The 26,287-nt window shown below is 69.1% G+C and carries 26 protein-coding genes; 10 read left to right on the top strand and 16 right to left on the bottom strand.

Going from position 1 to position 26,287, the window contains the following annotated elements; genetic code table 11:
* The first annotated feature begins 20 nt into the window (after positions 1 to 20).
* Entirely contained in the window at positions 21 to 836 is an 816-nt protein-coding gene (locus H4W30_RS17705; RefSeq protein WP_192743796.1) for a metallophosphoesterase family protein, read from the top strand.
* A 104-nt stretch (positions 837 to 940) separates the two neighbouring features.
* On the opposite strand, the gene H4W30_RS17700 is transcribed toward H4W30_RS17705, so the two are convergent.
* On the bottom strand, positions 941 to 1,315 hold the full coding sequence (locus H4W30_RS17700; protein ID WP_192743795.1) for a YccF domain-containing protein: 375 nt from the start codon (positions 1,313 to 1,315) through the stop codon (positions 941 to 943).
* Positions 1,315 to 2,076, bottom strand: coding sequence for a PhzF family phenazine biosynthesis protein (locus H4W30_RS17695; protein ID WP_192744145.1), 762 nt, complete (start codon positions 2,074 to 2,076; stop codon positions 1,315 to 1,317). Before H4W30_RS17695 ends, H4W30_RS17700 begins: the two co-directional genes overlap by 1 nt.
* A 133-nt stretch (positions 2,077 to 2,209) precedes the next feature.
* Here H4W30_RS17695 and H4W30_RS17690 point away from each other — a divergent pair, with 133 nt between their 5' ends.
* A complete protein-coding gene (locus tag H4W30_RS17690; RefSeq protein WP_192743794.1) occupies positions 2,210 to 3,868 on the top strand; it encodes an AMP-binding protein in 1,659 nt (552 codons plus the stop codon).
* 60 nt (positions 3,869 to 3,928) lie between these two features.
* Here the strand turns inward: H4W30_RS17690 and H4W30_RS17685 are convergent, their stop codons facing one another.
* A complete protein-coding gene (locus tag H4W30_RS17685; RefSeq protein WP_192743793.1) occupies positions 3,929 to 4,900 on the bottom strand; it encodes a R2-like ligand-binding oxidase in 972 nt (323 codons plus the stop codon).
* A gap of 15 nt (positions 4,901 to 4,915) precedes the next feature.
* Positions 4,916 to 5,527, bottom strand: a complete 612-nt coding sequence (locus tag H4W30_RS17680) for a TetR/AcrR family transcriptional regulator (RefSeq protein WP_192743792.1) — start codon at positions 5,525 to 5,527, stop codon at positions 4,916 to 4,918.
* 94 nt (positions 5,528 to 5,621) lie between these two features.
* Here H4W30_RS17680 and H4W30_RS17675 point away from each other — a divergent pair, with 94 nt between their 5' ends.
* Positions 5,622 to 6,275, top strand: a complete 654-nt coding sequence (locus tag H4W30_RS17675; RefSeq protein ID WP_192743791.1) for an HAD family hydrolase — start codon at positions 5,622 to 5,624, stop codon at positions 6,273 to 6,275.
* Here the strand turns inward: H4W30_RS17675 and H4W30_RS17670 are convergent.
* A complete protein-coding gene (locus tag H4W30_RS17670; protein ID WP_126730429.1) occupies positions 6,211 to 6,456 on the bottom strand; it encodes a hypothetical protein in 246 nt (81 codons plus the stop codon). The two genes, H4W30_RS17675 and H4W30_RS17670, sit on opposite strands and share 65 nt — an antisense overlap.
* A gap of 132 nt (positions 6,457 to 6,588) precedes the next feature.
* Between H4W30_RS17670 and H4W30_RS17665 the strand changes: the two genes are divergently transcribed.
* Positions 6,589 to 6,975, top strand: a complete 387-nt coding sequence (locus H4W30_RS17665) for a cold-shock protein (protein ID WP_016337551.1) — start codon at positions 6,589 to 6,591, stop codon at positions 6,973 to 6,975.
* Between the two features lie 124 nt (positions 6,976 to 7,099).
* Here H4W30_RS17665 and H4W30_RS17660 read toward each other — a convergent pair whose 3' ends face one another.
* The 3 genes from H4W30_RS17660 to H4W30_RS17650 are packed head-to-tail and all read right to left on the bottom strand — an operon-like array spanning position 7,100 to position 10,337.
* Entirely contained in the window at positions 7,100 to 7,582 is a 483-nt protein-coding gene (locus H4W30_RS17660) for a DUF2771 family protein (RefSeq protein ID WP_192743790.1), read from the bottom strand.
* 10 nt (positions 7,583 to 7,592) lie between these two features.
* A complete protein-coding gene (locus H4W30_RS17655) occupies positions 7,593 to 9,521 on the bottom strand; it encodes an MFS transporter (protein WP_192743789.1) in 1,929 nt (642 codons plus the stop codon).
* Positions 9,522 to 9,572: 51 nt separating this feature from the next.
* Complete coding sequence (locus tag H4W30_RS17650; protein WP_192743788.1) at positions 9,573 to 10,337, bottom strand: glutaminyl-peptide cyclotransferase; 765 nt, start codon at positions 10,335 to 10,337, stop codon at positions 9,573 to 9,575.
* A 49-nt stretch (positions 10,338 to 10,386) separates the two neighbouring features.
* Here H4W30_RS17650 and H4W30_RS17645 point away from each other — a divergent pair, with 49 nt between their 5' ends.
* Positions 10,387 to 11,340, top strand: coding sequence for a DUF3027 domain-containing protein (locus H4W30_RS17645; protein WP_192743787.1), 954 nt, complete (start codon positions 10,387 to 10,389; stop codon positions 11,338 to 11,340).
* Entirely contained in the window at positions 11,330 to 14,137 is a 2,808-nt protein-coding gene (locus tag H4W30_RS17640) for a sacsin N-terminal ATP-binding-like domain-containing protein (protein ID WP_192743786.1), read from the top strand. The genes H4W30_RS17645 and H4W30_RS17640 overlap by 11 nt, the downstream gene beginning before the upstream one ends.
* 25 nt (positions 14,138 to 14,162) lie before the next feature.
* Here H4W30_RS17640 and H4W30_RS17635 read toward each other — a convergent pair whose 3' ends face one another.
* Entirely contained in the window at positions 14,163 to 14,390 is a 228-nt protein-coding gene (locus tag H4W30_RS17635) for a DUF2530 domain-containing protein (RefSeq protein ID WP_125801418.1), read from the bottom strand.
* 80 nt (positions 14,391 to 14,470) lie between these two features.
* Between H4W30_RS17635 and H4W30_RS17630 the strand changes: the two genes are divergently transcribed.
* From H4W30_RS17630 to H4W30_RS17615, 4 genes are all read left to right on the top strand, one after another.
* Entirely contained in the window at positions 14,471 to 15,928 is a 1,458-nt protein-coding gene (locus tag H4W30_RS17630) for an NCS2 family permease (protein ID WP_192743785.1), read from the top strand.
* Between the two features lie 67 nt (positions 15,929 to 15,995).
* Positions 15,996 to 16,427, top strand: a complete 432-nt coding sequence (locus H4W30_RS17625; RefSeq protein ID WP_016337543.1) for a MarR family winged helix-turn-helix transcriptional regulator — start codon at positions 15,996 to 15,998, stop codon at positions 16,425 to 16,427.
* Between the two features lie 107 nt (positions 16,428 to 16,534).
* Entirely contained in the window at positions 16,535 to 17,794 is a 1,260-nt protein-coding gene (locus H4W30_RS17620; RefSeq protein WP_192743784.1) for an MFS transporter, read from the top strand.
* The gene (locus tag H4W30_RS17615; RefSeq protein ID WP_192743783.1) at positions 17,791 to 18,234 is read left to right on the top strand and encodes a hypothetical protein; all 444 of its coding nucleotides are present in this window, start codon (positions 17,791 to 17,793) and stop codon (positions 18,232 to 18,234) included. The genes H4W30_RS17620 and H4W30_RS17615 overlap by 4 nt, the downstream gene beginning before the upstream one ends.
* On the opposite strand, the gene H4W30_RS17610 is transcribed toward H4W30_RS17615, so the two are convergent.
* From H4W30_RS17610 to H4W30_RS17580, 7 genes are all read right to left on the bottom strand, one after another.
* Positions 18,231 to 19,247: a hypothetical protein gene (locus tag H4W30_RS17610; RefSeq protein WP_192743782.1), complete on the bottom strand. Its 1,017-nt coding sequence runs from the start codon at positions 19,245 to 19,247 to the stop codon at positions 18,231 to 18,233. The two genes, H4W30_RS17615 and H4W30_RS17610, sit on opposite strands and share 4 nt — an antisense overlap.
* Before the next feature lie 524 nt (positions 19,248 to 19,771).
* On the bottom strand, positions 19,772 to 20,521 hold the full coding sequence (locus H4W30_RS17605) for an arylamine N-acetyltransferase family protein (RefSeq protein WP_192743781.1): 750 nt from the start codon (positions 20,519 to 20,521) through the stop codon (positions 19,772 to 19,774).
* A gap of 92 nt (positions 20,522 to 20,613) precedes the next feature.
* On the bottom strand, positions 20,614 to 21,237 hold the full coding sequence (locus H4W30_RS17600; RefSeq protein ID WP_126730446.1) for a superoxide dismutase: 624 nt from the start codon (positions 21,235 to 21,237) through the stop codon (positions 20,614 to 20,616).
* A gap of 198 nt (positions 21,238 to 21,435) precedes the next feature.
* Entirely contained in the window at positions 21,436 to 23,295 is a 1,860-nt protein-coding gene (locus H4W30_RS17595; RefSeq protein ID WP_192743780.1) for a serine hydrolase domain-containing protein, read from the bottom strand.
* A 93-nt stretch (positions 23,296 to 23,388) separates the two neighbouring features.
* Positions 23,389 to 24,057 (bottom strand): biliverdin-producing heme oxygenase, encoded by a 669-nt coding sequence (locus H4W30_RS17590; RefSeq protein ID WP_192743779.1) that lies wholly within the window; start codon positions 24,055 to 24,057, stop codon positions 23,389 to 23,391.
* 78 nt (positions 24,058 to 24,135) lie between these two features.
* Positions 24,136 to 24,723, bottom strand: coding sequence for a TetR/AcrR family transcriptional regulator (locus tag H4W30_RS17585; protein ID WP_192743778.1), 588 nt, complete (start codon positions 24,721 to 24,723; stop codon positions 24,136 to 24,138).
* 24 nt (positions 24,724 to 24,747) lie between these two features.
* The gene (locus tag H4W30_RS17580; protein WP_192743777.1) at positions 24,748 to 26,247 is read right to left on the bottom strand and encodes a glutamate-cysteine ligase family protein; all 1,500 of its coding nucleotides are present in this window, start codon (positions 26,245 to 26,247) and stop codon (positions 24,748 to 24,750) included.
* Positions 26,248 to 26,287: the final 40 nt, after the last annotated feature.

Here is a 26,287-nt window from a genome sequence, read left to right as displayed (position 1 = left end):
GGAGGGCTTATCGTCAGACGATGCACGACGATCAGCCCGCGTCCCCGACCTATGTGGTCGGTGACGTGCACGGACACCGGGACGAGCTGGCCGAAGCGCTCCGGGAGAAGGGGCTGATCGACTCCGACGACGACTGGTCGGGCGGGGAATCGACGCTCTGGTTCCTCGGCGACTTCGTCGACCGGGGGCCCGACGGCGTCGGCGTCATCGACCTGGTGATGCGGCTGGAACGGCAGGCCGCCACCGCGGGCGGGCGCTGCGGGACGCTGCTGGGGAACCACGAGATCCTGCTGCTCGGGATGTACCACTTCGGCGACACCGAGGTGCCGTCCGACTTCGGGCCGCGCAGCTTCGCCCGCAGCTGGGAGATCAACGGCGGCCTGCTCGAAGACCAGGACAGGCTCACTCCGCAGCATATCGAGTGGCTGAGCTCCCGCCCCATGCTGACGCTGGCCGCGGACCACCTGCTGATGCATTCGGACACGCTCGAGTACCTCGGCTGGGGCGAGGACATCGACGAGATCAACACCCGTGGCCGCGAGATCCTCGAAGGCAGCGACATCCAGGCCTGGTGGGATGTGTGGCGGCGGATGACCACGCGGTACGCCTTCCGCGGCCCGGACGGCGCCGACGTCGCGCAGCAGCTCATGGACCGGCTCGGCGGCGAACGCATCGTGCACGGGCACAGCGTCATCGCCGACCAGCTCGGGATCCATCCCGCGCAGATCGAGGGGCCGTACCTCTACGCGGGCGGCAAGGCGCTCGGGATCGACGGCGGGTTGTTCGTCGGCGGTCCGTGCCTCATCGTGCCGCTGCCCTGGGAACCCGAGGACTGACGCGCCGGGCGCGTTGTCGGCCCAAGTACGTGAAGGCCCCCTTCACTGCGCTAGACGCAATGAAGGGGGCCTTCACGTACTGCAGGGCGAGCCCGGCGCCCCCCTCAGGGGAGCTCGACGATCTCCTTGCCGAGCGGCATCAGCGAGACCGGGATCATCTTGAAGTTCGCCACGCCCAGCGGGATCCCGATGATCGTGATGCACAGCGCGACCCCGGTCAGCACGTGCCCGATCGAGAGCCAGAGCCCGGCGAAGAGGAACCAGATGACATTGCCGATCGTCGACGCCGCCCCGGCGTCGCGCCGGTCCACCACCGTGCGGCCGAACGGCCAGAGCGCGTACGCCGCGATCCGGAACGACGCCAGCCCGAACGGGATGGTGACGATCAGGATGCAGCAGATGACGCCGGCGACGACGTAGCCGAGCGCCATCCACAGGCCGCACAGCACGAGCCAGATGACGTTCAGGATCAGGCGCATCAGACGTGCAACTCCCCGCTGGCCACGGTGACCGCCTGCCCCGAAAGCAGGACCCGGTCGCCTTCGAGGTTCATCCGCACGATGCCGCCGCGGGCCGAGGCCTGCTCGCCGACGAGCTTGTCCCGGCCGAGACGGGCGGCCCAGCACGGCGCGAGGACGCAGTGCGCGGAGCCGGTGACCGGGTCTTCGTCGATGCCGACGCCCGGCGCGAAGAACCGGGTGACGAAGTCGATCCCGGCCACGTCACCCGGCGCGGTGACCATCAGCCGTCCGTTCCAGTGCGCGCGCAGCGCGGCGAGGTCCGGGACGAGCGACCGCACCACGGAAGCGTCGTCGACCACCGCGAACAGGTTGTGCTTGCTGCGTCCGACGTAGTCGAACTCCAGGCCCGGCAGGATCGACGACAGATCGTCGTCCGACTCGCGGGGCGGATCCGACGGGAAGTCCATCGACACCCAGCCGTCTTCGGCGCGGCAGCGCAGCTCGCCGCTCTTCGTCGTGAAGGTCTGTTCACCGCCGAGGACGTGCGTGGTCGCCAGCGTCGCGTGCCCGCACAGGTCGACTTCGGTCTCCGGTGTGAACCAGCGAAGCGACTTCGGGCCTTCGCCTCCGACCTCGACGAAGGCCGTCTCGGCGTGCTTCAACTCGGCGGCGACGGACTGCATCCAGCCCGCGTCGCCCGGCGAGTCCAGCAGCACGACGCCGGCGGAGTTACCGGCGAAGGCCTCGGAGGTGAAGGCGTCGACGATGTAGAGGCGCATGTCTTCGACGATATCGGCCGCCGCCGGACCCGGCCTCCGGGTTTCCCCCGAGGTGGTCTCCACTTGCAGGTGGCCGCCGTCACGTCGCGTTCCTAGACTCGACGCGTCGATGCCGCCGAACGCAGGAGTCTCCATGCCCGACGCCCCCGCAGTACCGAGCTACGCATCGGGAATCTCGGACACCCCGCTGCTGGGGGACACCATCGGTGACAACTTCGATCGCACGGTCGCCGCCTTCGGCGACCGGGACGCGCTCGTCGACCGCGCCGCCGGGAAACGCTGGACCTACACCGAACTCGCCGCCGAGGTGGACGCGCTCGCGCTGGGCCTGCTCGACCTCGGGATCGCCAAGGGCGACCGCGTCGGCATCTGGTCGCCGAACCGGTGGGAGTGGACCTGCGTCCAGTACGCCACCGCGAAGATCGGCGCGATCCTGGTCAACATCAACCCGGCGTACCGCTCGCACGAACTGGAGTACGTGCTGAACCAGGCCGGGATCAAGCTCATCGTGGCCGCGAACTCGTTCAAGACCTCGGATTACGCGGGCATGATCGCCGAAGCGGGGCCGAAATGCCCGGCGCTGGAACACGTCGTGCTGCTGGACGGTCCCGAGTGGCCGTCGATGCTGGAGATCGGCCACAAGGCCGACCGCGCGCCGCTGGTGAAACGACAGGCCGAGCTCTCCGCGGACGACCCCATCAACATCCAGTACACGTCCGGAACCACGGGTTTCCCCAAGGGCGCCACGCTGAGCCACCACAACATCCTCAACAACGGCTACTTCGTCGGCGAACTCTGCAACTACACCGAAGCCGACAAGATCTGCATCCCCGTGCCCTTCTACCACTGCTTCGGCATGGTGATGGGCAATCTCGCGGCGACGACGCACGGCGCGTGCATGGTCATCCCGGCGCCCGCGTTCGAGCCGAAGGCCACCCTCGAAGCCGTCGCGGCCGAGAAGTGCACGTCCCTGTACGGCGTTCCGACGATGTTCATCGCCGAACTGGCCGACCCGGATTTCGCTTCCCACGACCTGTCCTCGCTGCGCACCGGGATCATGGCGGGCTCGCCGTGCCCGGTCGAGGTGATGAAGCAGGTCATCGACCGGATGGGCATGGCGGAGGTGTCGATCTGCTACGGCATGACCGAGACGTCGCCGGTGTCCACGCAGACCCGCGCGGACGATTCGGTGGAACGGCGGGTATCGACGGTCGGCCGGGTCGGGCCGCATCTGGAGGTCAAGGTCGTCGATCCGGAGACCGGGCTGACCGTGCCGCGCGGCGAACCGGGCGAACTCTGCACCCGCGGCTACTCGGTGATGCTCGGCTACTGGGAGCAGGCCGACAAGACGGCCGAGGCGATCGACGCGGCGCGGTGGATGCACACCGGCGACCTCGCGATCATGGACGCCGACGGGTACGTCAACATCACCGGCCGGATCAAGGACATGGTCATCCGCGGCGGTGAAAACCTGTACCCGCGCGAGATCGAGGAGTTCCTCTACACCCATCCGGACATCCTCGACGCGCAGGTCATCGGCGTCCCGGACGAGAAGTACGGCGAGGAACTGATGGCGTGGGTCCGCATGCGCGAGGGCGCGGAGCCGCTGACGGCCGAAGCCGTGCGGGAGTTCTGCGAGGGGAAGCTGGCGCGCTACAAGATCCCGCGCTACGTCCACGTCGTCGACGAGTTCCCGATGACGGTGACCGGCAAGGTGCGCAAGGTCGAGATGCGGGCGGAGTCGATCAGCATCCTCGGGCTCGAAAAGGCGGCGGCGACCAAACACGCGTGACACTCGCGTGAAGGCCCCCTTCCCTCGGCTCAGCCGAGGGAAGGGGGCCTTCACGCGCGATCAGGCCGCGGTGTTGGCGGCGGCCGCGGCGATCGCCTTCGCGTCTTCTTCGCCGAAGGTCTCTTCGAGGTTCTCCGGCGAGTAGTCGAGGTCGATCTGCTCCACCGGCATCCCGCGCGCGGACTCGATCGCGCCGAGGCGCCGCTGCGCCCGGTCGGCCGCGTACTGGATGATCTCCTCGGGATCGTTGTCGAACGGGATCTCCTCGAACTGGTCCTGCACCCACTGGATCATCCCCAGCGCGTGGGGGAGCAGTTCGCCCATCCGCTGCTGCACCGCGTCCCACAGCGAATCGTCCGCGGCGACGTGACGACGGCAGGTGAAGGTGCCCCAGGCCATGTGGCGGCGTTCGTCGTCGCCGATCCGGCGCACCAGCTCCTGCATTCCCGGCAGGATGTCGTGCTGCGTGCAGATCAGCTGCCACGAGTAGTACCCGGTCAGCGCGAGACTGCCTTCGATGACGTGGTTGTAGGTGACGCTCGCGCGGATCTGGTTGAGCGGGCTGGGATCGTCCTCCAGCGCGCGTAAGGACTGTGGCAGCTCCTCGTAGAAAAGCTTGCGGTAGTGGGGATTTTCCGCGACGTACGGGTGCAGGTCCTCGGTCAGCCCGACGGCGTCCATCCAGCGGCGGAACACCTCGGTGTGCTTGGCCTCTTCGAAACAGAACTGGGTCAGGTACATCTCGTCGCCGAAGCGGCCCGTCGCGGACATCGCCCGCATGAACGGCTGGATGTCCTCGGTGACCGCCTCTTCGCCCGCGATGAACTGCGCCACCAGATAGGTCGTCGACCGCTGCTGTTCCGGGTTGAGGGACTCCCAGCCCTCGCGTTCACGGGAGAAATCGATGTCGGCGGGGTTCCAGAACTTCTGGTTGCCCTTGACGAACAGCCGCAGCGGGAACGAGTCCCAGTTCAGCCCGCCCTTGCGCAGTGAGGAAAAACCGGTCCGCAGTTCGGAGAGCGTATCGGTCATGACGTACCCTTCGTGTCACTCCATTGTGGACGAATCGGTGGTCAGCGCCCGGATCGCGGGCGCCAGCACGGCGACTACCGAAGCCGCCGCTTCGCCGGCCGGATGCGTCGGCATGACGAGATGGGACAGGGAAAGCCGCACGACGGTCTCCGCCAGCAGCGTGGCGGATTCCGGGGAGAGCGACGGCTCGAACTCCCGGTACTGCCCGGCCGCGACCTCGGTGGCCGCGGTCAGGATGGGCTCGCCCTTGGTGGTCAGCAGGGGCAGGAGGTCTTCGCCCGCTTCGGTGCCCAGCGTGGTGGCGACGAGCCGGTTCTCCCGGGCGTGCTCGATCGTGTAGACGACCGCTTCGCGGATCCCGTCGCGCAGGTCCTTCGCGTCCTGCACGCGCAACCGGATGCCTTCCAGGAACTCCGACGTCGTCCGGAGGACCACGGCCTGGGCGAGCGTGGCCTTGTTGCCGAACTCGTTGTAGACGGTCTGCCTGCTCACCCCGGCGCGCGCGGCGACGTCCGCCATCCGCAAGGCGGTGTAACCGTGTTCGGTGAGCAGCTCGGTGGCCGCGTCGAGCAGCGCCTCCCGCAGGGAGGCCTTGGTCCGATCGGAGAAGCTGGTGATCTCGCCCACAGTCCCAGCTTGACACAGATCGTGTCCATGTCAAAGAAGTTGACGGGAACCCATCGGCTGTAAATCTGTCGGTGGCGGCGGCTACCGTGGCCTGGTGGGCATCACCGTGGGGTTCGACCTCGACATGACACTGATCGATCCGCGGCCGGGCATGGTCGCGGTGATGAACGCGCTCGGCGTGGAGTCCGGCCTGCCGCTGGACGGCGAGTACTTCGCGGCCAACCTCGGCCCGCCCCTCGACGCCAGCCTGCGGGGCTTCGGGGCGCCGGAGGAGCGGATCCCGGAGCTGGTCACCCGGTTCCGCGCGATGTATCCGGACACGGTCGTGCCCGTGACGGTCGCGCTGCCCGGCGCGGCCGAAGCACTGCACGCGGTCCGCGCGGCGGGCGGGCGCACCGTCGTCGTCACGGGCAAGTACGGGCCCAACGCGAAACTCCACCTGGACGCACTCGGGCTCGAGGTCGACGTCCTGGTCGGGGAGTTGTGGTCGACGGAGAAGGCCGCCGCGCTCACCGAGCACGGCGCCCGTGTCTACGTCGGCGACCACCTCGGCGACATCCGCGGCGCGCTGGCGGCCGGGGCGGTCCCCATCGGGGTCACGACCGGCCCGTGCACCAAGGAGGAGCTGCTCGCGGAGGGGGCCGACGTGGTGTTCGACTCGCTGACCGAGTTCCCCGGCTGGTTCAGCTCTTTCGGCGAGCCTCGCGGATCAGGGCGATCAGACCGAGGGCGAGCCCCAGCGGAGTGATCACGCCCGCCGCGGCGGACAGCCACACCGGCAGGTTCTCCAGACCGGCGGCGAACAGCACGAACACCGCCGTGACGGCGAGCATGCCGAGCGCGAACAGGCCGATGCCGACGCGCATGAGGATCGGTTTGCCCGGCTTTTCGGGGACGGCCACAGCGGCCTCCTTTACTGCGGTCTCCATGAAGCAGAGGGTATCCGCCGGTATCCGCTTCTCCACAGGGCGTGTGGCGAGATACGCTTATGGGACGCGCGCCCTGGGTACGCCCCCGGGCGCGTTCGTTGTGAGCAGGACAGCAAAGGACTGGTGAGGGAAGTGCCGACCGGCAAGGTCAAGTGGTACGACGCGGAGAAGGGTTTCGGTTTCGTCACCCAGGATGGGGGCGCCGACGTCTACATCCGTAAAGCCGCGCTGCCGCAGGGCGTCGAAGGGCTCAAGGCGGGCCAGCGCCTCGAGTTCGGTGTCGCCGACGGCCGCCGCGGCCCGCAAGCGCTCTCCGTCCGGCTGCTGGACCCGCCGCCGTCGGTCGCCGAGGCGCGCCGCCGTCCCGCCGAGGAGCTGCACGGGCTCATCGAGGACATGATCAAGCTGCTCGAGCTCAAGGTGCAGCCGGATCTGCGGCGCAACCGCTACCCGGACCGCAAGAACACGAAGCAGATCGCCGAGATCATGCGCGCCGTCGCCCGGGATCTCGATCCCTGATCGGCGCCCCCGCGGCCCAAGCGCGTGAAGGCCCCCTTCCCTCGGCTCAGCCGAGGGAAGGGGGCCTTCACGCGATTCAGCTCAGGGGAGATCCGCGAGTGGTAGCAAAGGTCCCTTGCTCCCCTCAGGCGGCGGGCGGCTCGACCTGCAGCGACCAGATCGCCGTGGTGACCGCCTCGGCGTCCTCCGGACGTCCCGTCTGGCTGATCACCGAAGCCTGCGCGACCTCGACGACGAGGATCTGGTCGTCGGGCCGGGGCGTCGTCACGGTGTAGGCGAACCGGTCCAGCGACGTGATGATGTCCTGCTTGAGCTCCTGCGGCTCGCCCTTGCCGTTCACGTACTGCACCGTGACCTTCCACGGCGTCTCCGCGATCGCGCTCGGCACCGAGATCTGCACCGGCTTCCCCGGCCGGATGCGCAGCTTGCCCGCGGCGTCGGGCCTGGTGGTGCACTGCGCGCTCTTGATGTCGCAGGACGCCAGCGGGGTGACGTTCACCGTGTTGCCGTCGGCGAAGAAGGTCACCTCTTCGGGGCCGGGGGCCGAGCAACCGGCCACCACGAAACCACCCGCCGCGAGTAGGGCTGCAATACGAAGTCGCCGCATACGGTGAAGATTACGAGCCCGGCCGCCACCGGGAGTCACCGGGCTGCGAGGGGATCGGCGATTCGCTGGTCGGCTCCGGACGCAGCGGCCGGTCGCCGCCGAGTCCCGGGATCAGCGAAGTGCCGCGCCGCACCATGAACGTCTGCGTGAACCCGACGGCCAGCAGGATCGAAAGCACCAGGAAGCCGATCCAGTACGTCGGCGGCAGCAGCAGGCCGACGGCACCGCCGAAGCACCAGGACATCTGCAGCACGGTCTCCGACCGCCCGAACGCCGACGCGCGCGACTCTTCCGGAAGGTCTTCCTGGATGACGGCGTCGAGGCTGATCTTCGCCAGCGCGCTCGCGGTCGCGCCGACGAGCGCCACGATCGCCGCCGTCGCCAGCCCCGCCGCGACGGTGGCGATGATCGCGATGCCGAGACAGGCTCCGACACAGGCCAGGATCACCTGATCCGGTTTGCCGAAGTGCAGCCGCGAGCCCAGCGCGTTGCCGAGGAAGCCACCGGCACCGGCCGCGGCGCCGATGATGCCGAGCAGCAGCAGCTGTTCGAACGGGCTCTGCCCGCTGCCCTCGGCCTGCGCCTTCACCGCGAACGCGGAGAACATCATCAGGAACCCCGTCAGCACCCGGACGGTGCCGTTGCCCCACAGCGAGAGGACGATCTGGCGTCCCATCGGCTGCCGCTGCTTCTTGACCCGCCGTTCGGGATGCGCGGACAGCGACGCCGGCACCTCGCCCTCGGTCTTCTCGACCCAGGACGGGATGCGCATCGACTGCACCGCGGCGGCGATACAGATCAGCATGGTGAACCACAGCGCGCCCTGCGAACCCCAGATCGCGTTGACCCCGCTCGCCAGCGCACCGAACGCGCCGGCGGCGACCAGGCCGAACACGGTCAGCCGCGCGTTCGTCTTCGACAGCGTGATCTCGGGCGGCAGCACGCGTGGGGTCACGGCGGCCTTGAGCACGGTGAACGACTTCGAGAGCACCATCATGCCCAGCGCCGCCGGGTACAGGAGCCAGTCGTCGAAGTGCAGCGCCATCACGATGGCCATCAGCGCCTGGCCCGCCGAGGACACGCACATCGCGAGCCTGCGGCCGCGCTGGATCTTGTCCAGCGCCGGGCCGATCACCGGCGCGACCAGCGCGAACGGGGCGATCGTGATGAGCAGGTAGAGCGCGACCTTGCCCTTGCTCTCCCCGCTGGTGGCGGCGAAGAACAGGGTGTTGGCCAGCGCGATCGCCATGGCGGCGTCGCTGGCGTAGTTCAGCATCACCGCGTACGTCAGCGAAGTGAGGCCCGATTTGTCGGCGCCGTCCGCCTTCGTCGCGCGCTGGAAGGCGCCGACGGCCTGCCCGGTGAGCTGACGGCTGCGCATCGCCGCGACCCGGGTGACCGTGATCTTCTTCGGCATCTTCGGCAGGGAGCCCGCGCGCGGCGGGACCGCGGTCGTCGGGTGCTCGTGCGGTTGCTCCTGGGCGACCCGCGGCTCACCCGCGTAACCGCCGGTGTCGTAGTGCTCGTACTCGCCGCTGCCCGGCGGGTGCTCGTCGTAGAACCCGCCCGGACGACGCCGGACGGGTTCGGTCTGCCGCTGCGAAGGATCCGGAAACGGTCGCGCGCCGCGGGGAGGTGTCCTCGGCGGTGGAGGCGGTGGTGGCTGGTGGTGACCCATCGGGATCGCGCCGGTGCGCGCCTCGTCGGCGGTCGGCCCGGCCGGATGCGGCTGGTACTGGGGCTGCGGACGGGCCGCGCGCGGCGGCGGTGGCGGCACCGGCTGCTGATCGACGCGGGTCGGCGACGGAGCGGACCAGCTGCGTGCCTGGGCGGCCCCCGGCTCCGGCGTCCACTTCCGCTTGCTCTTGCGGCCACGCTCCTTGCCCGGCCTGCCGGAAGGCGTGCCGTCGCGTCCAGAGTTCGAGCCGAAGATTCCCACGCTTCAATCCTGCCTTACGCGGGTCTCGCTTCGCGCGTTCACCACTGCTTTCTAGGCGGCGGGGACGAATTTCACGCGGAACATCCTCGGCCAGAGCTTGCCGGTGAGCACGAATTCGTCGGTCCCCGGCACCGCCGCGATGCCGTTGAGGACGTCGGCGGCACCCCGTTCCTCGGGAGCGAGCAGCCCGGACGCGTCGATCTCGCCGGTCACCCGCCCGGTCGCGGCGTCGATCCGCAGGATCCGGTCGGTCTGCCAGACGTTCGCGTACACGGAGGCGCCGACGCATTCCAGCTCGTTCAGCTGGTCCCGGCCGACATCGACGCTGCCTGTCGGAGCGAAGGTCGCGGGGTCCCGGAAGGTCAGCTTCGACGAGCCGTCGCTCATCACCAGCTGCCCGTCGCGGTGACAGAGCCCCCAGCCCTCGCCGGTGTAGGTCACACGCCTCAGCTCGGCCAGTGTCTTGGCGTCGCGTTCGATCGCGACGCCGTCCTTCCAGGTGATCTGCCAGGCTGTCGGCCCCAGCACGGTGATGCCCTCGCCGAACAGGCCGGGCAGGTCCTGCCGGACCGACGGCGCCGCGCCCGGGGGCCCGGCGCGCATCGACGACTTCCCGACCAGGCCCGTGCCCTCGTACAGCGTCTCGCCGGAGAACTCGAGGCCCTGCGTGAAGGCGGCCGGGTCGTGGGGCAGCGTCGAAACCACCCGCACCTTCAGTTTCTCGGGCGCGGGCGGGGCGGCGTCGCTCACCGGCGCGGCGGCGCAGCCACCGAGGACGGCGGCCAGCAGGAGCGACATGGTCATCAGCGTGCGCACGCGGACAGCCTGACACGGACCGCGATATCGCGTGCGGCAGAATGGGGGCATGACCCTGCTGTTGACCCTGGACGACGGCTCCATCCAGCGCAAACTCGCCGAGGCGGTCGATCTCGCCCGTGCGGCGGTGCTGGAGGACGCCGGTGCCGAGCAGGTCGGCGCGCACGTCGGCGTGGACCGGGAGGACGCGGTTTCCGCGAGTCACCTGTTCGAGGCCACCGTGTCGGGTTATCGCGGCTGGCGCTGGTCGGTCACGGTCGCGCTCGCCGGCGAGGAAGAGCCGATCACGGTCAGCGAGGTCGTGCTGATCCCCGGTCCGGAGGCGCGTGTCGCCCCGGCGTGGGTCCCGTGGGACCGCCGCGTCCAGGCGGGCGATCTCGGCGTCGGCGACATCTTCCCGGTGGAGAAGGACGACCCGCGGCTCGTCCCGGCGTACCTGGAGTCCGACGACCCCGCGGTCGAAGCGGTCGCCAAGGAGACCGGTCTCGGCCGGGTCCACGTGCTGTCCCGGTACGGCAGGCTCGACGCCGCCGCCCGCTGGCACGGTGGCGAGTTCGGCCCGCGGTCGGACATGGCGCGCAGCGCGCCGGACGTCTGCGGCAGCTGCGGGTTCTTCGTGCCGCTCGCCGGGTCGCTCAGCGCGGCCTTCGGCGCGTGCACCAACGACATCTCCCCGGCGGACGGCCACGTCGTCGACGTCGAGTACGGCTGCGGCGCGCATTCCGAGATCGAGGTCGAGGTGACCTCGTCGGTGCCGGTGGCGGAGCTGGTCTACGACGACTCTCTGATCGACTTCGAGCCCGCGCCGGAGACCTCCGCCAAGCCCGAGCCCGAGCCGGAGCCCGCCGAGGCCACCGTCGTCGACGAGTCCGAGGCTCCCGTCGCCGAGGCGCCGGAGCCCGCCGAGGTCCAGCCGGAGGTCGAGCCCGAGACCGCCGCTGTGCAGTCTTCGGAGACCGCCGACGAAGCGCAGGTCGAGGCCGAAAGCGCCAGTGAGCACTGACCCGTTCGGCACCGAGCGGCTCCGCGCCGCCGTCCTGCGGGCGTGGGCGGATTCGCCGACGAGGTTCACCGAGGACACGAACACCGAGAACGACCTGCGGGTCGGCGGCTACCGCGACCGGCTGTTCGTCGAGCTGGCGCAGAACGCTGCCGACGCGGCCTTGGCCGCCGGTGAACGCGGCACGCTCCGGGTGTCCGTTGTGGACGGTGAGCTGAGGTTCGCCAACACGGGCGCTCCCTTGGACGCGCGCGGGGTCGAATCCCTTGCCTCCCTTCGTGCTTCCGGCAAGGGCGAGGAGACCGTCGGCCGGTTCGGCGTCGGGTTCGCCGCCGTGCTCACGGTTTCCGCCGAGCCGAGGATCGTTTCGGTGACCGGTGGAGTCGCCTTCTCCGCGGAGCGCACGCGCGCCGAAGCCGGCCGCACCGGCGACGTTCCCGTGCTCCGGCTTCCGTGGCCGGTCGCCGAAGCCGAACCTCCCGTGCCCGAAGGCTTCACCACCGAGGTCCGGCTTCCGCTGCGTGAAGGCGTCGACGGCAAGGCCCTGCTGGAAGACCTGAAGAACGACGTCGGTGATCTCCTGCTCACCCTGTCCTGGCTCGAAAGCATCGAGGTCGATGGCGGTGTCTGGCGCCGGGCCGAGCTGGGCGACGGCGTCGTCGAACTCGCGTCACCGGACGGTTCCGAGCACTGGCAGGTCCATCGCGGCGACGTCGTCTGGGCCGTTCCGCTGGACGGCGACGTTTCGCCGCGACCGCTCGGCGACGACGTCCTGCACGCCCCCACTCCGACCGACGACGAGCTTTCCCTGCCTGCCAGGCTGATCGCGACGTTGCCGATCGAGCCGTCCCGCCGCCGCGCGCTGCCGGGCCCGGAGCTCACGGCGGCGTTGAAGAACGCCGCGCGGGAGTACGTCGACCTCGTCCGTTCCTTGCCCGGCAAGGAACGCTTGGCGCTCGTGCCCGGTGCGGACTTCCCGCGTTCCACTGTGGACGGAACGCTGCGGGAGTCGATTCTCGAAAACCTCGCCGAGCTGCCCTGGCTTCCCGCGCAAGCGGGTGACGACTTGCCAGGGCGTCAGGCGCGTGTCCTGTCGGTGGACGTGCCGGGGCTGGCGTCACTGCTGGCGGACCTGGTGCCGGGGCTGACTTCACTGTCCGGTGTGGACCTTCGCGCGGTCGGCGCGCGGTCGCTTTCGCCCGCCGAGGCCATCGAGCTGCTGACGGGAGCGCAGCGCGAGCCCTCATGGTGGCGTTCGCTCTACGACGTGCTGCTCCCGGCGCTCGAAGCGCACGACCTCACCAAGGACGACCTCGGCGCGTTGCCGGTGCCGATGTCGGACGGCCGCACCTTGCCCGGCGTCCGCGACGCGTTGCTCGTCGGCGGCTCGGCCGAACTGCTCGAACTTCTGTCCGATGTGGACATCATCGGCCTGCGGCTGGTGCATCCGGCCGCCGCGCATCCGTTGCTGGAACGCTTGGGAGCCAAGCACGCCCAGGCGGGTGACCTGCTCGAAGCCGACGCGCTGAGCGCCGCCGTCGAACGCAGCGTCGAAGACGTCCGGTCCGGTTTGGACGGAATGGCCCTCGCGGGCGCGGTGCTCCGCCTGATCGCCGAGGTCGGCGACGAAGCCCCCGATTGGGCGGGTGCGCTGGCCCTGCCGAGCGAGGACGGCTGGCGGCGCGCGGACGAACTCGTCCTGCCGACGTCGCCGCTGGGTGACATCTTCGACCCCGAGGTGTTCGAAGAAGACGGCGCTTTGTCCGTGCTGGACGAGGAATTCGCCGAAGACTGGCCGGTGGCGACGCTCGTCGCGGTCGGCGTGCTCGATTCGTTCGCGATCGTCACCGACGAAGAACCGCTGGAACCCGAGCACGGCCTGCCGGACGAGCACGATTGGTGGGATTCGCTGGAGCGTCCGCCGTCACGGGTGCTCGCCGTGCGCGATCTCGATCTGGTCGGTGACGACGCCTGGCCGGAGGCGCTGCGGTTGCTCGCGTCCCGTCCCGAAACCTGGCGTGCCCTCACCGAACCCGGCGGGCACACCGGCTGGTGGCTCGCGCGGTACGCGCTCCTGGACGGGCACGCGCCGCTCGATTGGCGGATGCCGGAGGCGTCCGCGCTGGCCGGGCTCTACGACGTCGTCCCCGATTCGGGGCTGAGTAAGGAGATCCTGCTCGCCGCCGGTGTCCGGACGGAGCTGGGGGCAGCCGCCGAAGACGTCGAGGATCTCTTGGAGCGGTTGGGCGACCCCGAGCGCAAGGTGAGCCCTGGGCTCGCTTCCCGGGCGCACGCGGCCCTCGCCGAGTACACAGTGGACGTTCCCGCGCCGGATCGCGTCCGTGCCGCGGACGGTTCGGCCGTCGACGCTCGCGACGCCGTCGTGCTCGACGTGCCGTGGTTCGCGGCCGTGCTGGCGCCGGAGCGGATGGTCGTGTCGGCGAGCGGCGCCGCCGCGCTGGCGGAACTGCTGGACCTGCCGGTGGCGAGCGGTCTCGACGCCAAGGTCACCGAGGACGGCGAGTACGTGCCGTGGACGGAGCTTTCCGCACTGCGGCTGGCCGCCGATCAGCTCGGCGTCGAGCTGCCCGACGGCGGAGTGCTGCTGCACGAGGCGCTGACGGTGACCTTCGAGGACGCGGAACACGAGGTCGCGTGGTGGTCCGACGGCAGGCTGCACGCCGCCGACACCCCCGAAGGCCTCGGCCGGGCGTTCGCCTGGGCCACCGACCGATGGGCCGACCGGCACGTCCTGACGGCCCTGCTCGACGACCCCTCGCCTTCCGCGCTCCTGAACTGACGCATTTCGCCCTCTGGATGCCGGGTTAGAAACGCTGTGCGCTCTTCGAGCCCCGGCGCGCGGCGGCGCGCTGCCAGGCGATGATCGCGAGACCGATGAAGCCGAGCACGAGACCGGAGAACGCCGTCTGCACCCAGATGCCGTCGGTCACAAAGAACAGGACCACGGTCGCGACCGCCCAGAGCGAGGTACCTACGATCACCACCGGCGTCAGGTCGGTCAGCCGCTTCGGCAGCTCCGGCGTTGGCCGCAATGAACCGTTTACTTCCCCGGAATTGATCGATTCGCCCACGTGGGGAAGGGTACCCGGCAACGGGCGAAGGGTGGTACGCGATGGCGGAGCAGCGCACCCGGTCCACACTGGACCGGTTCTTCAAGATCAGCGAGCGCGGCTCGACACCGGGGCGGGAGATCCGCGGCGGGGTCGTCACCTTCTTCACGATGGCCTACATCGTGGTCCTGAACCCGCTGATCCTCGGCAGTTTCTCCGCCGAAGACGCGGGCGCGCACAAGGACGTCCTCGGCAACATCCTCCCCGTGCCGCAGGTCGCCGCGGTGACCGCGCTGGTCGCCGGCGTGCTGACGATCATCATGGGCCTGGTCGCGAACTACCCGTTCGCCATCGCCACCGGCCTCGGCATCAACAGCCTGATCGCGGTCACCTTCGCCTCCCAGATGACCTGGCCGGAGGCGATGGGCCTGGTGGTGATCGAAGGTCTGGTCATCGTCCTGCTCGTGTTCGCCGGTATCCGCACGGCGGTGTTCAACGCCGTCCCGCCGCCGCTGAAATCCGCGATCGCGGTCGGCATCGGCCTGTTCATCTGCCTGATCGGCCTGGTCGACGCCGGCTTCGTCCGCCGCGTCCCGGACGACGCGAAGACGACCGTGCCGGTCGGGCTCGGCATCAACGGTTCGATCGCGTCGTGGCCGACGCTGGTGTTCGTCGTGGGCCTGCTGATCACCGGGATCCTGGTGGCGAAGCGGGTCAAGGGCGCGATCCTGATCGGTGTCCTCGCCTCGACCGTGCTGGCGATCGTCATCGAGGCGATCACCAAGGTCGGCCCGTCGAAGGGCGTGAACCCGCAGGGCTGGAACCTCGGCTACCCGGCGCTGCCTGATCAGGTCCTCGGCGTGCCGGACCTGTCGCTGGTCGGCGAAATCTCTTTCGGCGCCTGGACGCGGCTGCCGATCATCACCGTCGTGCTGCTGGTGTTCACCCTGGTGCTGGCGGACTTCTTCGACACCATGGGCTCGATGACCGGCCTGGCGAAGGAGGGCGGCCTGCTTCCGCCGGACGGCAAACTCCCGAACGTCGGCAAGGCGCTGTTCGTCGACGGCACCGCCGCGGTGGCGGGCGGGTTCGCGTCTTCGAGTTCGAACACCGTCTTCGTCGAGTCCGCGTCCGGTATCGCCGAGGGCGCCAGGACCGGGCTCGCGAACGTCGTCACCGGGGTGCTGTTCATCGCGGCCATGTTCCTGACCCCGCTCTATCAGATCGTCCCGGTCGAGGCCGCCGCTCCGGCGCTGGTCGTCGTCGGCGCGCTGATGATGAGCCAGGTCAAGGAGATCGACTTCGCCGACTTCACCGTCGCGCTGCCGGCGTTCCTGACCATCGTGGTCATGCCGTTCACCTACTCGATCGCCAACGGCATCGGCGCCGGTTTCGTCAGCTACGTCGTCATCCGCGCGGTCACCGGCAAGGCCAAGGGCGTGCACCCGCTCATGTGGGGTATCGCGGTGATGTTCGTGGCCTACTTCGCGGTCGGCCCCATCCAAGCCGCGTTCAGCTGACCAGCGGTTATGTCAGCCGTGGGCGATCTCACGGGCCGATGATCCGATCGTGAGGTATGCTAACTATATGTCCGGAGACACGCACGAGCGCTCACTGGCGAGCCGCCTGCGTCTCGCGGTGGTGCGGCTGAATCGGCGGCTGCGGGCCCAGCGGGCCGGTGACGGCATCTCGCTGACCCAGGTGTCCGCGTTGTCGACGCTGCACAAATGCGGTGCGCTGACCCCTGGTCAGCTCGCCGCGAAGGAAGGCGTCCAGCCGCCCTCGATGACGAGGGTGATCGCCGCGCTCGAGGAGATGGGTTACGTCGAGCGCAGGCCGCATCCGACGGACGGCCGCCAGGCCATCGTCGAACTGTCCGACCGCGGCCGGGCCTACGTGATCGAGCAGATCACCGCGCGGGAGATCTGGCTGGACAAGCAATTGGCGGAGTTGAGCGCCGAAGAACGTGAAGTGCTCTCTCGCGCCTCCGAGATCATCGACAGGATGGCGGGGAACTAACAGCGGTGACGACCACGGGTAGCGAAACACAGTGTCCTTCCAAGACCACCGCTACCCGGGAACCCGCTCCACCACCGCCGCCCGCGCCCGAGAAGCCGCGCGGGAGCATGTTCTCCTCGCTGAAGGTCCGTAACTACCGGCTCTTCTTCACCGGCCAGGTCATCTCGAACATCGGCACCTGGATGCAGCGCATCGCCCAGGACTGGCTGGTGTTCACCCTCAGCGGCAACGACCCGATCGCGCTCGGCATCGCGGTCGCGCTGCAGTTCCTGCCGACGCTGTTCCTCTCGTTGTGGGCAGGGGTGCTGGCCGACCGCGTCGACAAGCGGCGGCTGCTGATCGGCATCCAGATCGCCGTGCTGGCGCAGGCGGTCGTCCTCGGCGCGCTCGATCTGAGCGGGATCGCGGCGCTCTGGCACGTCTACCTGCTCTGCTTCACCCTCGGCGTGACGGCGTCGCTGGAAGTGCCCGCGCGGCAGTCGTTCGTCGCCGAGATGGTCGGCAGGGACAAGGTCACCAACGCCGTCGCGCTCAACTCCTCGATCTTCAACATGGCCCGGATCGTCGGCCCGGCCATCGCGGGTTTCGCGATCACCTGGGTCGGCACCGGCTGGCTGTTCATGGCGAACGCGGTGAGCACGGGTGCCGTCATCGCCGCGCTGGTGATGATGAACCCGGACAAGCTGTTCCGCGGGCCGGCCATCCCGCGTGAGAAGGGGCAGCTCGTCGAAGGGCTGCGCTACGTGCGGCGGCGCAGCGACCTGATGACCGTGATGGTGCTGGTGTTCTTCGTGAGCACGTTCGGCATCACGTACTTCACCTCGCTGCCGATCGTCGCCGCGAACGTCTTCCACACCGATGCCGACGGCTACGGCCTGCTGTCGACTCTGGTCGCCGTCGGCACGTTCACCGGAGCGCTGATGTCGGCCCGCCGCAACAGCCGCGGTGGTCCACGTGTGCGGCTGCTGCTGATCTCGGCGTTCCTGCTCGGCGCGTTCGAGGTGATCACCGCGTTCATGCCGACGTACCTGAGCTTCGGCCTGGCGCTGATCCCGCTCGGCTTCGCCACGATCACCTTCCTGAACACGGCGAACGCGCTGGTGCAGACCGCGGTCAGCCCGGAGATGCGCGGCCGCGTGATGGGCCTCTACGTGTTGGTGCTGATCGGCGGCAACCCCATCGGCGGCCCGATGACCGGCTGGATGGCCGACGCCTTCGGTGGCCGCTCGCCGTTCTACATCGGTGGCGCGGTCTCGGCGCTCGCCGCGATAGCCTGTGCCGTCGTGCTGATCCGGCGCGGCGGGGTGAGCCTGCCGGTGCGGCGGTTCGGGAACGGTCTGCGGGTGCTGAAGCGGGAGCGGGTGTGAACAGGCTCGGCGTCGAACCTTCGGTGACCCGGTGGACCGACGGCGAGGCCCGGTTCCTCGACTGGACGATCGACGGTGTCGCGCTGCGGTCGATGGTTCCCGGCCCGCCGGAGCAGCAGACGCCGCTGTTCCTGGACGACGATGTGTGGCGCGAGGCCGCGGTCGAGACGCTTCGCCGTCTGCTGGGCGAACTACCGGGTGATTTCGACGATGGCCGGGTGGCGCTGCTGGTGTGCCCGGCGTGCGGTGATCTCGGTTGCGGCGCGTACAGCGTCGAGGTCGTCTTCGGTGACGACGTGGTCGAATGGCGGACCCTCGGTTGGCAAACCGACTACGAGCCGTTCGACGGCCTGGCCGAAGATGGGTTCACCGGGGCGAGGTTCGAGCGGAAGGCGTACGAGACGCTGCTCGGCGACCTCCTGTCGAACTATCGGGCCTAGCGGCCGAGCAGCGGCGGCACCATCTTCTCGGCGAGTGCCACGAGGTCGCCGGTGCCCTTGAACTTGAGCGTCTGCCCGGCCGGATCGTCGGTGAGCTGCACGAAGACGCCTCGTCCGTCGACCTGGGCGGGCCGCCCGGCGATCGTCGTGGTCGGGGCGACGGCGGTGGACAGCTCGCTGTAGTCCGCGGTCACGCCGTTCAGCTCGCAGGCGGCGAAGAAGTTCGGCTTCGCGTTGTCCGGCGGCACACCGAGCGCGCGGCCCAGCTCCCCGCACAGCAGCCACGAGATCACCGGGAGCGGCTTGTCCTTGATCGGGCCGGGTTCGGTCTTCTCCAGGGCGATCTCGCCGTCCTCGCCGGTTTTCGGCAACTTCGGCCCCGGCGGCATCGCGCCGGCGATCAGCGCTTCGGCGAGCGCCCTCGCCTTCTTTTCGGTTTCGGGGCTCTCGACGAGCCTGCCGCGGAGCGAAATGTGCAGTACCGGCGAGGCGCCAATGTGCGGCGCGACCTCGACGAGTTCGACGCCCAGGCTGGTGCCGTCCTTGTCCGTGGCGATGACCGCGAGCTTGCCGGCGACCGTGGTCTTCGTGGGCATGCCGCGACTCGTGTCCTCCGGCAGCGCGGGGACCATCTGCGTGCTGACGTCGAGCTCCGCGGTGACCGCGTGACAGGACTGGCCGGCCTCGCGAAGCGTGCGACCGCCGAGGATCTCCTCCCAGCGCTGCTCCGGGATCGCCTGGCACAGCACCTGCGCGGCGGTTTCGTCCGTCAGCGCGGCCACCATCTCGCCCGTCGGCATCATGACCGGACGGAGCTCCTGCCCGGGCTTGGACGGCCAGACTTCGGGGAGCTTCGCCTCGGTACCGGTGTCGTCCCGGCTCAGCAGGGTGATCGCGACGAAGATGCCAACCCCGAACAGCAGCAGGACACTGACGAGCGCGCAGCCCGCCCAGATCCACATCGGACGGTCGGTCTTGCGCGCGATGGCTCGGTAATCGTTCGGGGTGGCCACGGGGTGAAGCTAGCCCGTCGGGCGCCGCCTGTCCGGCGAAACGCCCAAGGCCTCGTGAGTGGTAAGGGGCCGACTGTGTGGATTTTGGGGCGTTGGATGACCGGAAATCCACACACCCCTCCGTGACCGGTCCGGTCACGGAGGGGTGTGTGGAGTTAGGGACATTCAACGTCTCTATATCCACACACCTCTCACTCGCGGTGACACCCACACCGACCACGTCACGAGGCGCGTTCAGGAGCGTCAGATCGGCCGTTCGTCCAAGGGTGTGCGGGAGTCGTCGGCTCCACCACGGCGGGGACTCATGGGGACAAGTGCGCCGTCACCCGGACGGGTGAGATCGGCATCTCTCGGCTGAACCCCTTGTCGGGGCAGATGAGGTTAGGCTAACCTCATACATGTCCGCTTCGTGGTGGGAGCGGCAGTCAGTTCGGGAACGGACGAAGCCCCGCGACCGGGTCACCCCCGGAGGCGGGGCTTCGTTCATTCCGGAAGGTTCATGGTCGATGACCGCGCCGATCAGGTCAAGGCACCCGGTCGAGTGCGATCCCGAACTCCTTCCGATAGACATCCAGGATCTCCTGGTCACCCGAAAGCCTGGTCTCCTCGCGGACGCCGTGGGTGGTGACGATCAGCTTGTCACCCGCCAGCGTGACCCGGCCGTGCTTGACCGGCAGCGAGCAGGTCGGCCCCTTCGTGAAATGCGAGTCCGGCGACGTGGACTGCCAGAACGCGGTCGGGACGAACTCGTCCAGCGTCCGCGGCCGCCGCTCGATCCGGTACTGGGGAGCGCCGTCGAGCAAGACGTCGATGTCGCCGTGGGGCGCGTCGAGGACCAGGAACTCCCCTTCCGGGTCGGCCTGCGCCTCCGTGGCGGCCAGCCGCAGCGGGAACCGGCTGAACCGCCCGAAGCCGACGTCGGCCAGCCACGGTTCGTCCAGCTCGACGTGGACGACGGCGTGGTCGAACGGCGGCCCGAGGGTGCCGTCCGGCCGGAACACCTTCGCCGACCTCAACCCGGCGTCGAAACCCAGCTTCCGCAGCAAGGCGGCGAAGAGCCCGTTCAGCTCGTAGCAGAAGCCACCACGGCGCCGGAGCACGATCTTGTCGAACAACGCCTCGATGTCCAGGACGATCGGTTCGCCGAGGTGGATGCTCAGGTTTTCGAACGGCACCACCGCGAGGTGGCGTTCCTGCAGCGTCCGCAGCGCGGCGACGTCCGCGGTGGCGGGACGGTCGAGCCCGAGCCGGTCGAGGTATGCGGCGACGTCCATGCGTCCACCTTGACACCTCGACTTCGCTGGAGGTCAAGAACCGAAAAACGGGGCCCTCCGTGAAGGAGAGCCCCGCTTCGTGGCGAGAAGTGTCAGCCGAGCAGCAGGCCGTTGCCACCGGCGACGGCGTTGTCGAACCGCTTGGAGATCTCGGCCCAGTTGAAGATGTTCCAGAGCGCCTTGACGTAGTCCGGCTTCACGTTCTTGTAGTCCAGGTAGAACGCGTGCTCCCACACGTCGACCAGCAGGATCGGCGTGGTCGGCAGGACCAGGTTGTTGTGGTGGTCACGCAGCTGCTGGGTGATCAGCGTCTTGCCGATCGGGTCCCAGGAGAGCGCGGCCCAGCCGTTGCCCTGGATGGTGGTGGCGACCGCGGTGAACTGCGCCTTGAACTTGTCGAAGGAGCCGAACGCCTCGTCGATCGCGGAGGCCAGCTCGCCGGTCGGCTTGTCGCCGCCTTCCGGGGAGAGGATCTTCCACCACACGACGTGGTTGGCGTGCCCGGCGAGGTGGAACGCCAGCGTGGTCTGCAGGCCGACGATGTCGCCGAAGTTGCCGGCCTCACGGGCCTCGGCGATCTTGTCGAGCGTGTCGTTCGCGCCCTTGACGTAGGTCGCGTGGTGCTTGCTGTGGTGCAGCTCGTTGATCTCGCCGGAGATGTGCGGCGCCAGGGCGCCGTAGTCGTAGTCGAGTTCCGGGAGCACGTAGCGGGCCATCGGCCCTCCTTCTGTCTTCGACACAAGTTTCCAAGGACGAACTTAGTCGTCTTCACCCGTTTGCGGCGACCGGGGGCGCCGCGTTTCTCCCCAGGTGGAACGACCCGTTCGTAGCGGCTGTACCCGGTGGGGCCACCGCCTGAAACCCACCCTGCTAGCTCCAGTTAGCTGGAGGTCAAGGCGATGTGACGGCGGTCATCAAGCCAGGTAGGGCAACCCGACCAGGTGATAGGAGGCGAGCACTCCGAGGAAGGCGGCCAGTGCCACGGAAACCACCGTGTAGGTGATCCTGGCGGGGGTGGTCCACCAGCGGCGGAGCCACGCGAGCGCCGTGCAGACGACGGCCGCGCCGGTCAGGAGCAGGACGACGTTCGGCAGGAGCAAGGTGACGCTCAGCAAGGGGGAGTGCCCGGAGGTCAGCGCGACGGCGGCGGCGCTGAGATCACTCATAAGGAGGGCGAAACCGCCCGTGAACAGCAGGACCGCGAGGGCGGCGGACCAGGCCGCGACCGTTGCGAACCGGGCGCCCTTCGGATTCCGCTCGCGGCCACGCCGGACGAACGCGCGGATCGGCCACCACAGCAGCGCGCCCAGCAGGAGCAGCAGCGCGATGCCGAGGATCAGCAGGTGCGTGGACGGCGATCCGAGCCACGACGTGCGTTCGTAGGAGGAGTTCGGGTCGTCGCCCGCGAACAGCAGCATCTCCCCGCCGGATTCGCGGAACGCGAGCCGCTCACCGGCCGCGTCGGTGAACAGCCCGGGCTCCGTCTGCGTCCATCGGCGGGTTCCTTCGCCGAGGCCGGACGTCGTCAGCACGCCGTCGCCGTCGGCGGTCACCGTGACGCCGCCCGCGAGCGCACGCACCTTCGTGAAGCTGTCGTAGTCCAGCCGGGTGTTGTTGTAGCTGCCTTCGAACCGCGAGACGTCACCCGCGAGGGTCACGGGCGCGGGATCGGGAGCGGCGGGCTGGAGCCGCTCGACGAAGGCCTTGAGCACCTCGGCGGTCACCGCGGCGGCGTCACCGGAGAAGGCGCCGCCGTTGAACGCCAGGTACACGCCGGTGTTCTTCTCGGGGATCAGCTCCAGCACGCTGAAGAACCCCGGTGAGTCGCCGGTCTTCTCCACCATGCGCAGGCCGTTCAGATACCGCTCGGAGAAGCCGAACCCCATCGCGGGCAGCCGCGGGTCGTTGCGGAACCGCGCACCGTGCAACTGGTCGAGCAAGGAGCGGCTGAACACGCCGGGCACGAGGTTCGCGGACAGATAACGGCCCATGTCGGCCGGAGTGGCGATGTTCCCGTCCCCGGCGGGCGGTTCGGGGCCGAAGTTGGCGGGCGGGACGACCTGTGCGGCACCGTCCCAGCGGTACCCGCTCGCCAGCGGGACGTCCGGGGCGGGCTGCGCGACGCTGCTGTCCTTCATGCCCGCCGGTTCGAAGATGTGCTGCCGCACGTAGTCCGAATAGGACTGTCCGGACGCCAGTTCCACGAGATGCCCGGCCAGTGCGAAGCCGTAGTTCGAGTAGATCGCGACGTCGCCGGGCGGGCGGACGCGGGTGGGCATCTCGTTCGCGAGGTGCTCGGCGAGCGAAGGGAGTTTCTCGTCCCGCGGCGTGAACATCCGGTACACGCGGTCCTCGAAACCGGCGGTGTGGGTCAGCAGGGAGAACAGGGTGACCGGGTGGCCGGGGAAGGTTTCGGGGATCTTGAACGATTTCAGGTACGTGTTGACGTCGGCGTCCAGCGCGAGCTTGCCCTGTTCGACCAGCCGCATCGCGGCGGTCGCGGCGATCGACTTGCCGACGGAGTTGATCAGGAACCCGGTGCGCTCGGGGTCCACCTTGGCCTGGGTGTCCACTGAGGACACTCCGTAACCCTTCGAGAACACGGTCTTCCCGCCTTCGACGACCACCACGGCGGCGCCGGGAATGTGGTGCTCGGCAAGGCTCCGCGGAAGTATCTCGTCGAAGACGCCGGCGGGTGTCGCGGCTTGGGCGGCGGGGGCACTCAGGACCGTCGCGAAGGTCAGCAGGGCGGCGGTGGCCGCGATCCGGAACATACCCCGAAAGTTAGGGATTTCCCCGGGGAGAAGGGATCCGGCGGGCCGCCGATCGCGGGGTGGGGCCTGCCCTACCCCGCGACCGTCACGAGGTCAGGCGGCCCGGTACGCGTCCAGCTCGCTCGCCAGCTCGTCGAACACCGCGATGTTGCACTCGAAGGCCACGATGGCCTCGTCGATCAACCGCGCGCGCTCGTCCTCCGTCCACGGCGCCGAGTTCAGCTGCTCGCGGTAGTTGTCCCGGAACTTGGGCGCGCTGCCCAGCTGGTCGAAGTGGTAGAACAGCGAACCCGCTTCGGTGAGCTCGTACTTGCGCTCCAGCAACCGCCGGATGACCTGGCCGCCGGCGATGTCGCCGAGGTAGCGCGTGTAGTGGTGGGCGACGAACCCGCCGGACCAGTCCGACGCCTCGGCCACACGCCGCGCGTAGCGCTCCGTCGAGGACAGCGGCCGGATGGTCTCGCGCCAGTCCGGGCCGACGAGGTGTTCGAGGTCGCGTTCGAGGCTCGGCAGCCGCCGCAGCTCCTCGAAGACGAACTTGCCCGCCACCGGGTCCTTCGCCAGCTTGTCGGCGGCCTGCTCGATGGCCTGGTAGATGAAGTAGTACTGGATCGCCAGCCGGGTGTACCCGTCGCGCGTGAGCTCGCCGCCGAGCAGCGCGTTCATGTACTCGGAGTGGTTGGCCCGCTCGTGGGCGGGCAGGGTGGAGGCGCGCAGGGTCGCGGAGAACGGCCCGGATTCGACGTCGGTGGTCACCGGCATGGACAGAGCCTCCAAGCATCGATCTGACATGCTGTCAGAAAGAGCGTAAGGCACAATCGCGGGTTAGGCTACCCTTATTTACGGGTTTTCCGTCATCCCCACCGCTCTGAGCACGAAGCGGACGGCTCCTTCGATCGCGTCGTCCAGCCGTTCGGGTGGCACGTCGACGACCTGGCGGCTGCCCAGCGCGGCGGTGATCATCGGAATCAGCACGTCGGGGTCCTCGTCCGGCACCCCCTCGGCGAGGATCTCGCGCAACTGGCCGGTGATGGGGTCGGCGTGCGCGCTGATCCGCCGGTACGCGGCGGGTGCCAGCGCCGACGCGAGCGCCGTCCCCGGCGGCAGGTGGTACTCGGCCAGCACCCGCAGCTGGAGCCGGACGAACGTCGCGAGCTTCTCGACCGGGGTGTCCGCGGTCGCGACCGCCGCCTTCAGCCGTTCGACGTACCGCGTCGCCTCGTCCTCGACGAAGGCGACCAGCAGGCTTTCCTTGTCCGGGAAGTGGTTGTACATCGCCGTGCGGCCGAGGCCCGCTTCGGCGGCGACACCCGCGAGCGTGATCGCGTCGAATCCGCGCTCGTACAGCTGCCCGCGCAGGACGTCGAACACCCTGCTGCGGACCTCGCGCCGGTGCTCCTCCAGCGACCGGCCGATGATCTTGGGCACGAGCCACCTCCCTGGAGGAAGACTCTAAGCCTCCAGCGACCAGGTGTGCACCGGCGTCTCGGTGGCCGACAGCTCCAGGTACCGGCCCAGCATCCGGTTCAGCGCGGTCTCCCGCTCGGCCCCGCGCTCCTCCGCGCGCAGGACGTACTCCCGTTGCCAGGCCGCGCCGGTCCGCCGGGTGAGACACCGCTGCTCGATGATGCCCAGATAGCGCTCTCTCGCCTCGTCCGAAACGTCCGACCGGCGTAGTCCTTCGTGCGCCAGCGGCAGCAGGACCCGCAGCACCAGCTCGTCCGGCGGGATCCAGCCGATACCCGGCCAGTACAGCTGCGCGTCGAAACCGCGGCGCGCCCCCGCGTACATGTTCTCCTCGGCCGCCTGGAACGACATCTGTGTCCACACTGGACGGTCGGCTTCGGCGAGCGCCCGCTGTGCGCCGTAGAAGAAGGCGGCGTTCGCGACCATGTCGACGACGGTCGGGCCCGCGGGCAGCACCCGGTTCTCCACCCGCAGGTGCGGCAGGCCGTCGACGACGTCGTAGACCGGCCGGTTCCAGCGCCAGACGGTGCCGTTGTGCATCCGCAGCTCGGTGAGTTTCGGGGCCTGCCCGGAGTCGAGCGCCTCGATCGGATCCTCCCGGTCGGTCTCGGGAAGCAGACCGGGGAAGTACCGGACGTTCTCCTCGAACAGGTCGAAGATCGACGTGATCCACCGCTCGCCGAACCACACCCGCGGCCGCACACCCTGGTTCTTCAGTTCTTCGGGGCGGGTGTCCGTGGCCTGCAGGAACAGCGGGATCCGTGTCTCGTGCCACAGTGCCTTGCCGAGCAGGAACGGCGAATTCGCGCCGACCGCGATCTGGACCCCGGCCAGCGCCTGGGCGGCGTTCCAGTGCGCCGCGAATTCCTCCGGCGCGACCTGCAGATGCAGCTGGACTGACGTGCAGGCGGCTTCGGGCAGGATGGATTCGGAGTAGCTGCGCAGCCGCTCGGGCTGGCGGCCGGGGAGCGGCGCGCCCTCCATGGAGAGCACGGTGCGCTCGCCGCGCGCGGCGAAGATCCGGTCGTTGAGCAGCGAATACCGGGCGTTGTTGGTCAGCCATTTCTGGTCGAAGTGCTCGTGCCGCAACGTCGGGAGGATGCCGATCATCGCCAGGGAGGCACCGGATTCCTCGGCCTTGCGCGAAGCGGCGCCCAGATACGCGTGGAGATCGTCCTCCAGTTGCAGCGCGGACTCGCCGGCCAGCGGCCGCGGCGGCACGTTGAGCTCCAGGTTGTGCTGGCCGAGCTCGGTGGTGAACGACGGATCGTTCAGCGCTTCGAGCACCGTCGTGTTCGTCATCGACGGGCGCAGTTCCGCGTCGACGAGGTTGAGTTCGACCTCGAGGCCGATGTTCTTGCGCGGGAAGGAAAAACTTCCGTCGGTGAGCATCCGGGCCAAGGTGTCGAGGCAGCGCTGTACCTTCCGGCGATAGCGGCCGCGATCCGGCGGCTCGGAGGGGTCCGCCGAAAGATTCTTACCCATGTTCGTCGAGCTCCTCATTGGCCACGCTCCGCGGGATCCA

Origin of the sequence: Amycolatopsis roodepoortensis, from assembly GCF_014873915.1 — a bacterium.
Lineage (GTDB): Bacteria > Actinomycetota > Actinomycetes > Mycobacteriales > Pseudonocardiaceae > Amycolatopsis > Amycolatopsis roodepoortensis.
The sequence above is the reverse complement of the archived record's forward strand: the minus strand, read 5'-3'. Positions and strand labels throughout refer to the sequence as shown.

Bases quoted from the DNA above. Each gene is read 5' to 3' on its own strand.
- H4W30_RS17705 (WP_192743796.1), top strand. From the start codon at position 21: ATGCACGACGATCAGCCCGCGTCCCCGACCTATGTGGTCGGTGACGTG.
- H4W30_RS17700 (WP_192743795.1), bottom strand. From the start codon at position 1,315: ATGCGCCTGATCCTGAACGTCATCTGGCTCGTGCTGTGCGGCCTGTGG.
- H4W30_RS17695 (WP_192744145.1), bottom strand. From the start codon at position 2,076: ATGCGCCTCTACATCGTCGACGCCTTCACCTCCGAGGCCTTCGCCGGT.
- H4W30_RS17690 (WP_192743794.1), top strand. From the start codon at position 2,210: ATGCCCGACGCCCCCGCAGTACCGAGCTACGCATCGGGAATCTCGGAC.
- H4W30_RS17685 (WP_192743793.1), bottom strand. From the start codon at position 4,900: ATGACCGATACGCTCTCCGAACTGCGGACCGGTTTTTCCTCACTGCGC.
- H4W30_RS17670 (WP_126730429.1), bottom strand. From the start codon at position 6,456: ATGGAGACCGCAGTAAAGGAGGCCGCTGTGGCCGTCCCCGAAAAGCCG.
- H4W30_RS17660 (WP_192743790.1), bottom strand. From the start codon at position 7,582: ATGCGGCGACTTCGTATTGCAGCCCTACTCGCGGCGGGTGGTTTCGTG.
- H4W30_RS17645 (WP_192743787.1), top strand. From the start codon at position 10,387: ATGACCCTGCTGTTGACCCTGGACGACGGCTCCATCCAGCGCAAACTC.
- H4W30_RS17630 (WP_192743785.1), top strand. From the start codon at position 14,471: ATGGCGGAGCAGCGCACCCGGTCCACACTGGACCGGTTCTTCAAGATC.
- H4W30_RS17625 (WP_016337543.1), top strand. From the start codon at position 15,996: ATGTCCGGAGACACGCACGAGCGCTCACTGGCGAGCCGCCTGCGTCTC.
- H4W30_RS17620 (WP_192743784.1), top strand. From the start codon at position 16,535: ATGTTCTCCTCGCTGAAGGTCCGTAACTACCGGCTCTTCTTCACCGGC.
- H4W30_RS17605 (WP_192743781.1), bottom strand. From the start codon at position 20,521: ATGGACGTCGCCGCATACCTCGACCGGCTCGGGCTCGACCGTCCCGCC.
- H4W30_RS17600 (WP_126730446.1), bottom strand. From the start codon at position 21,237: ATGGCCCGCTACGTGCTCCCGGAACTCGACTACGACTACGGCGCCCTG.
- H4W30_RS17595 (WP_192743780.1), bottom strand. From the start codon at position 23,295: ATGTTCCGGATCGCGGCCACCGCCGCCCTGCTGACCTTCGCGACGGTC.
- H4W30_RS17590 (WP_192743779.1), bottom strand. From the start codon at position 24,057: ATGCCGGTGACCACCGACGTCGAATCCGGGCCGTTCTCCGCGACCCTG.
- H4W30_RS17580 (WP_192743777.1), bottom strand. From the start codon at position 26,247: ATGGGTAAGAATCTTTCGGCGGACCCCTCCGAGCCGCCGGATCGCGGC.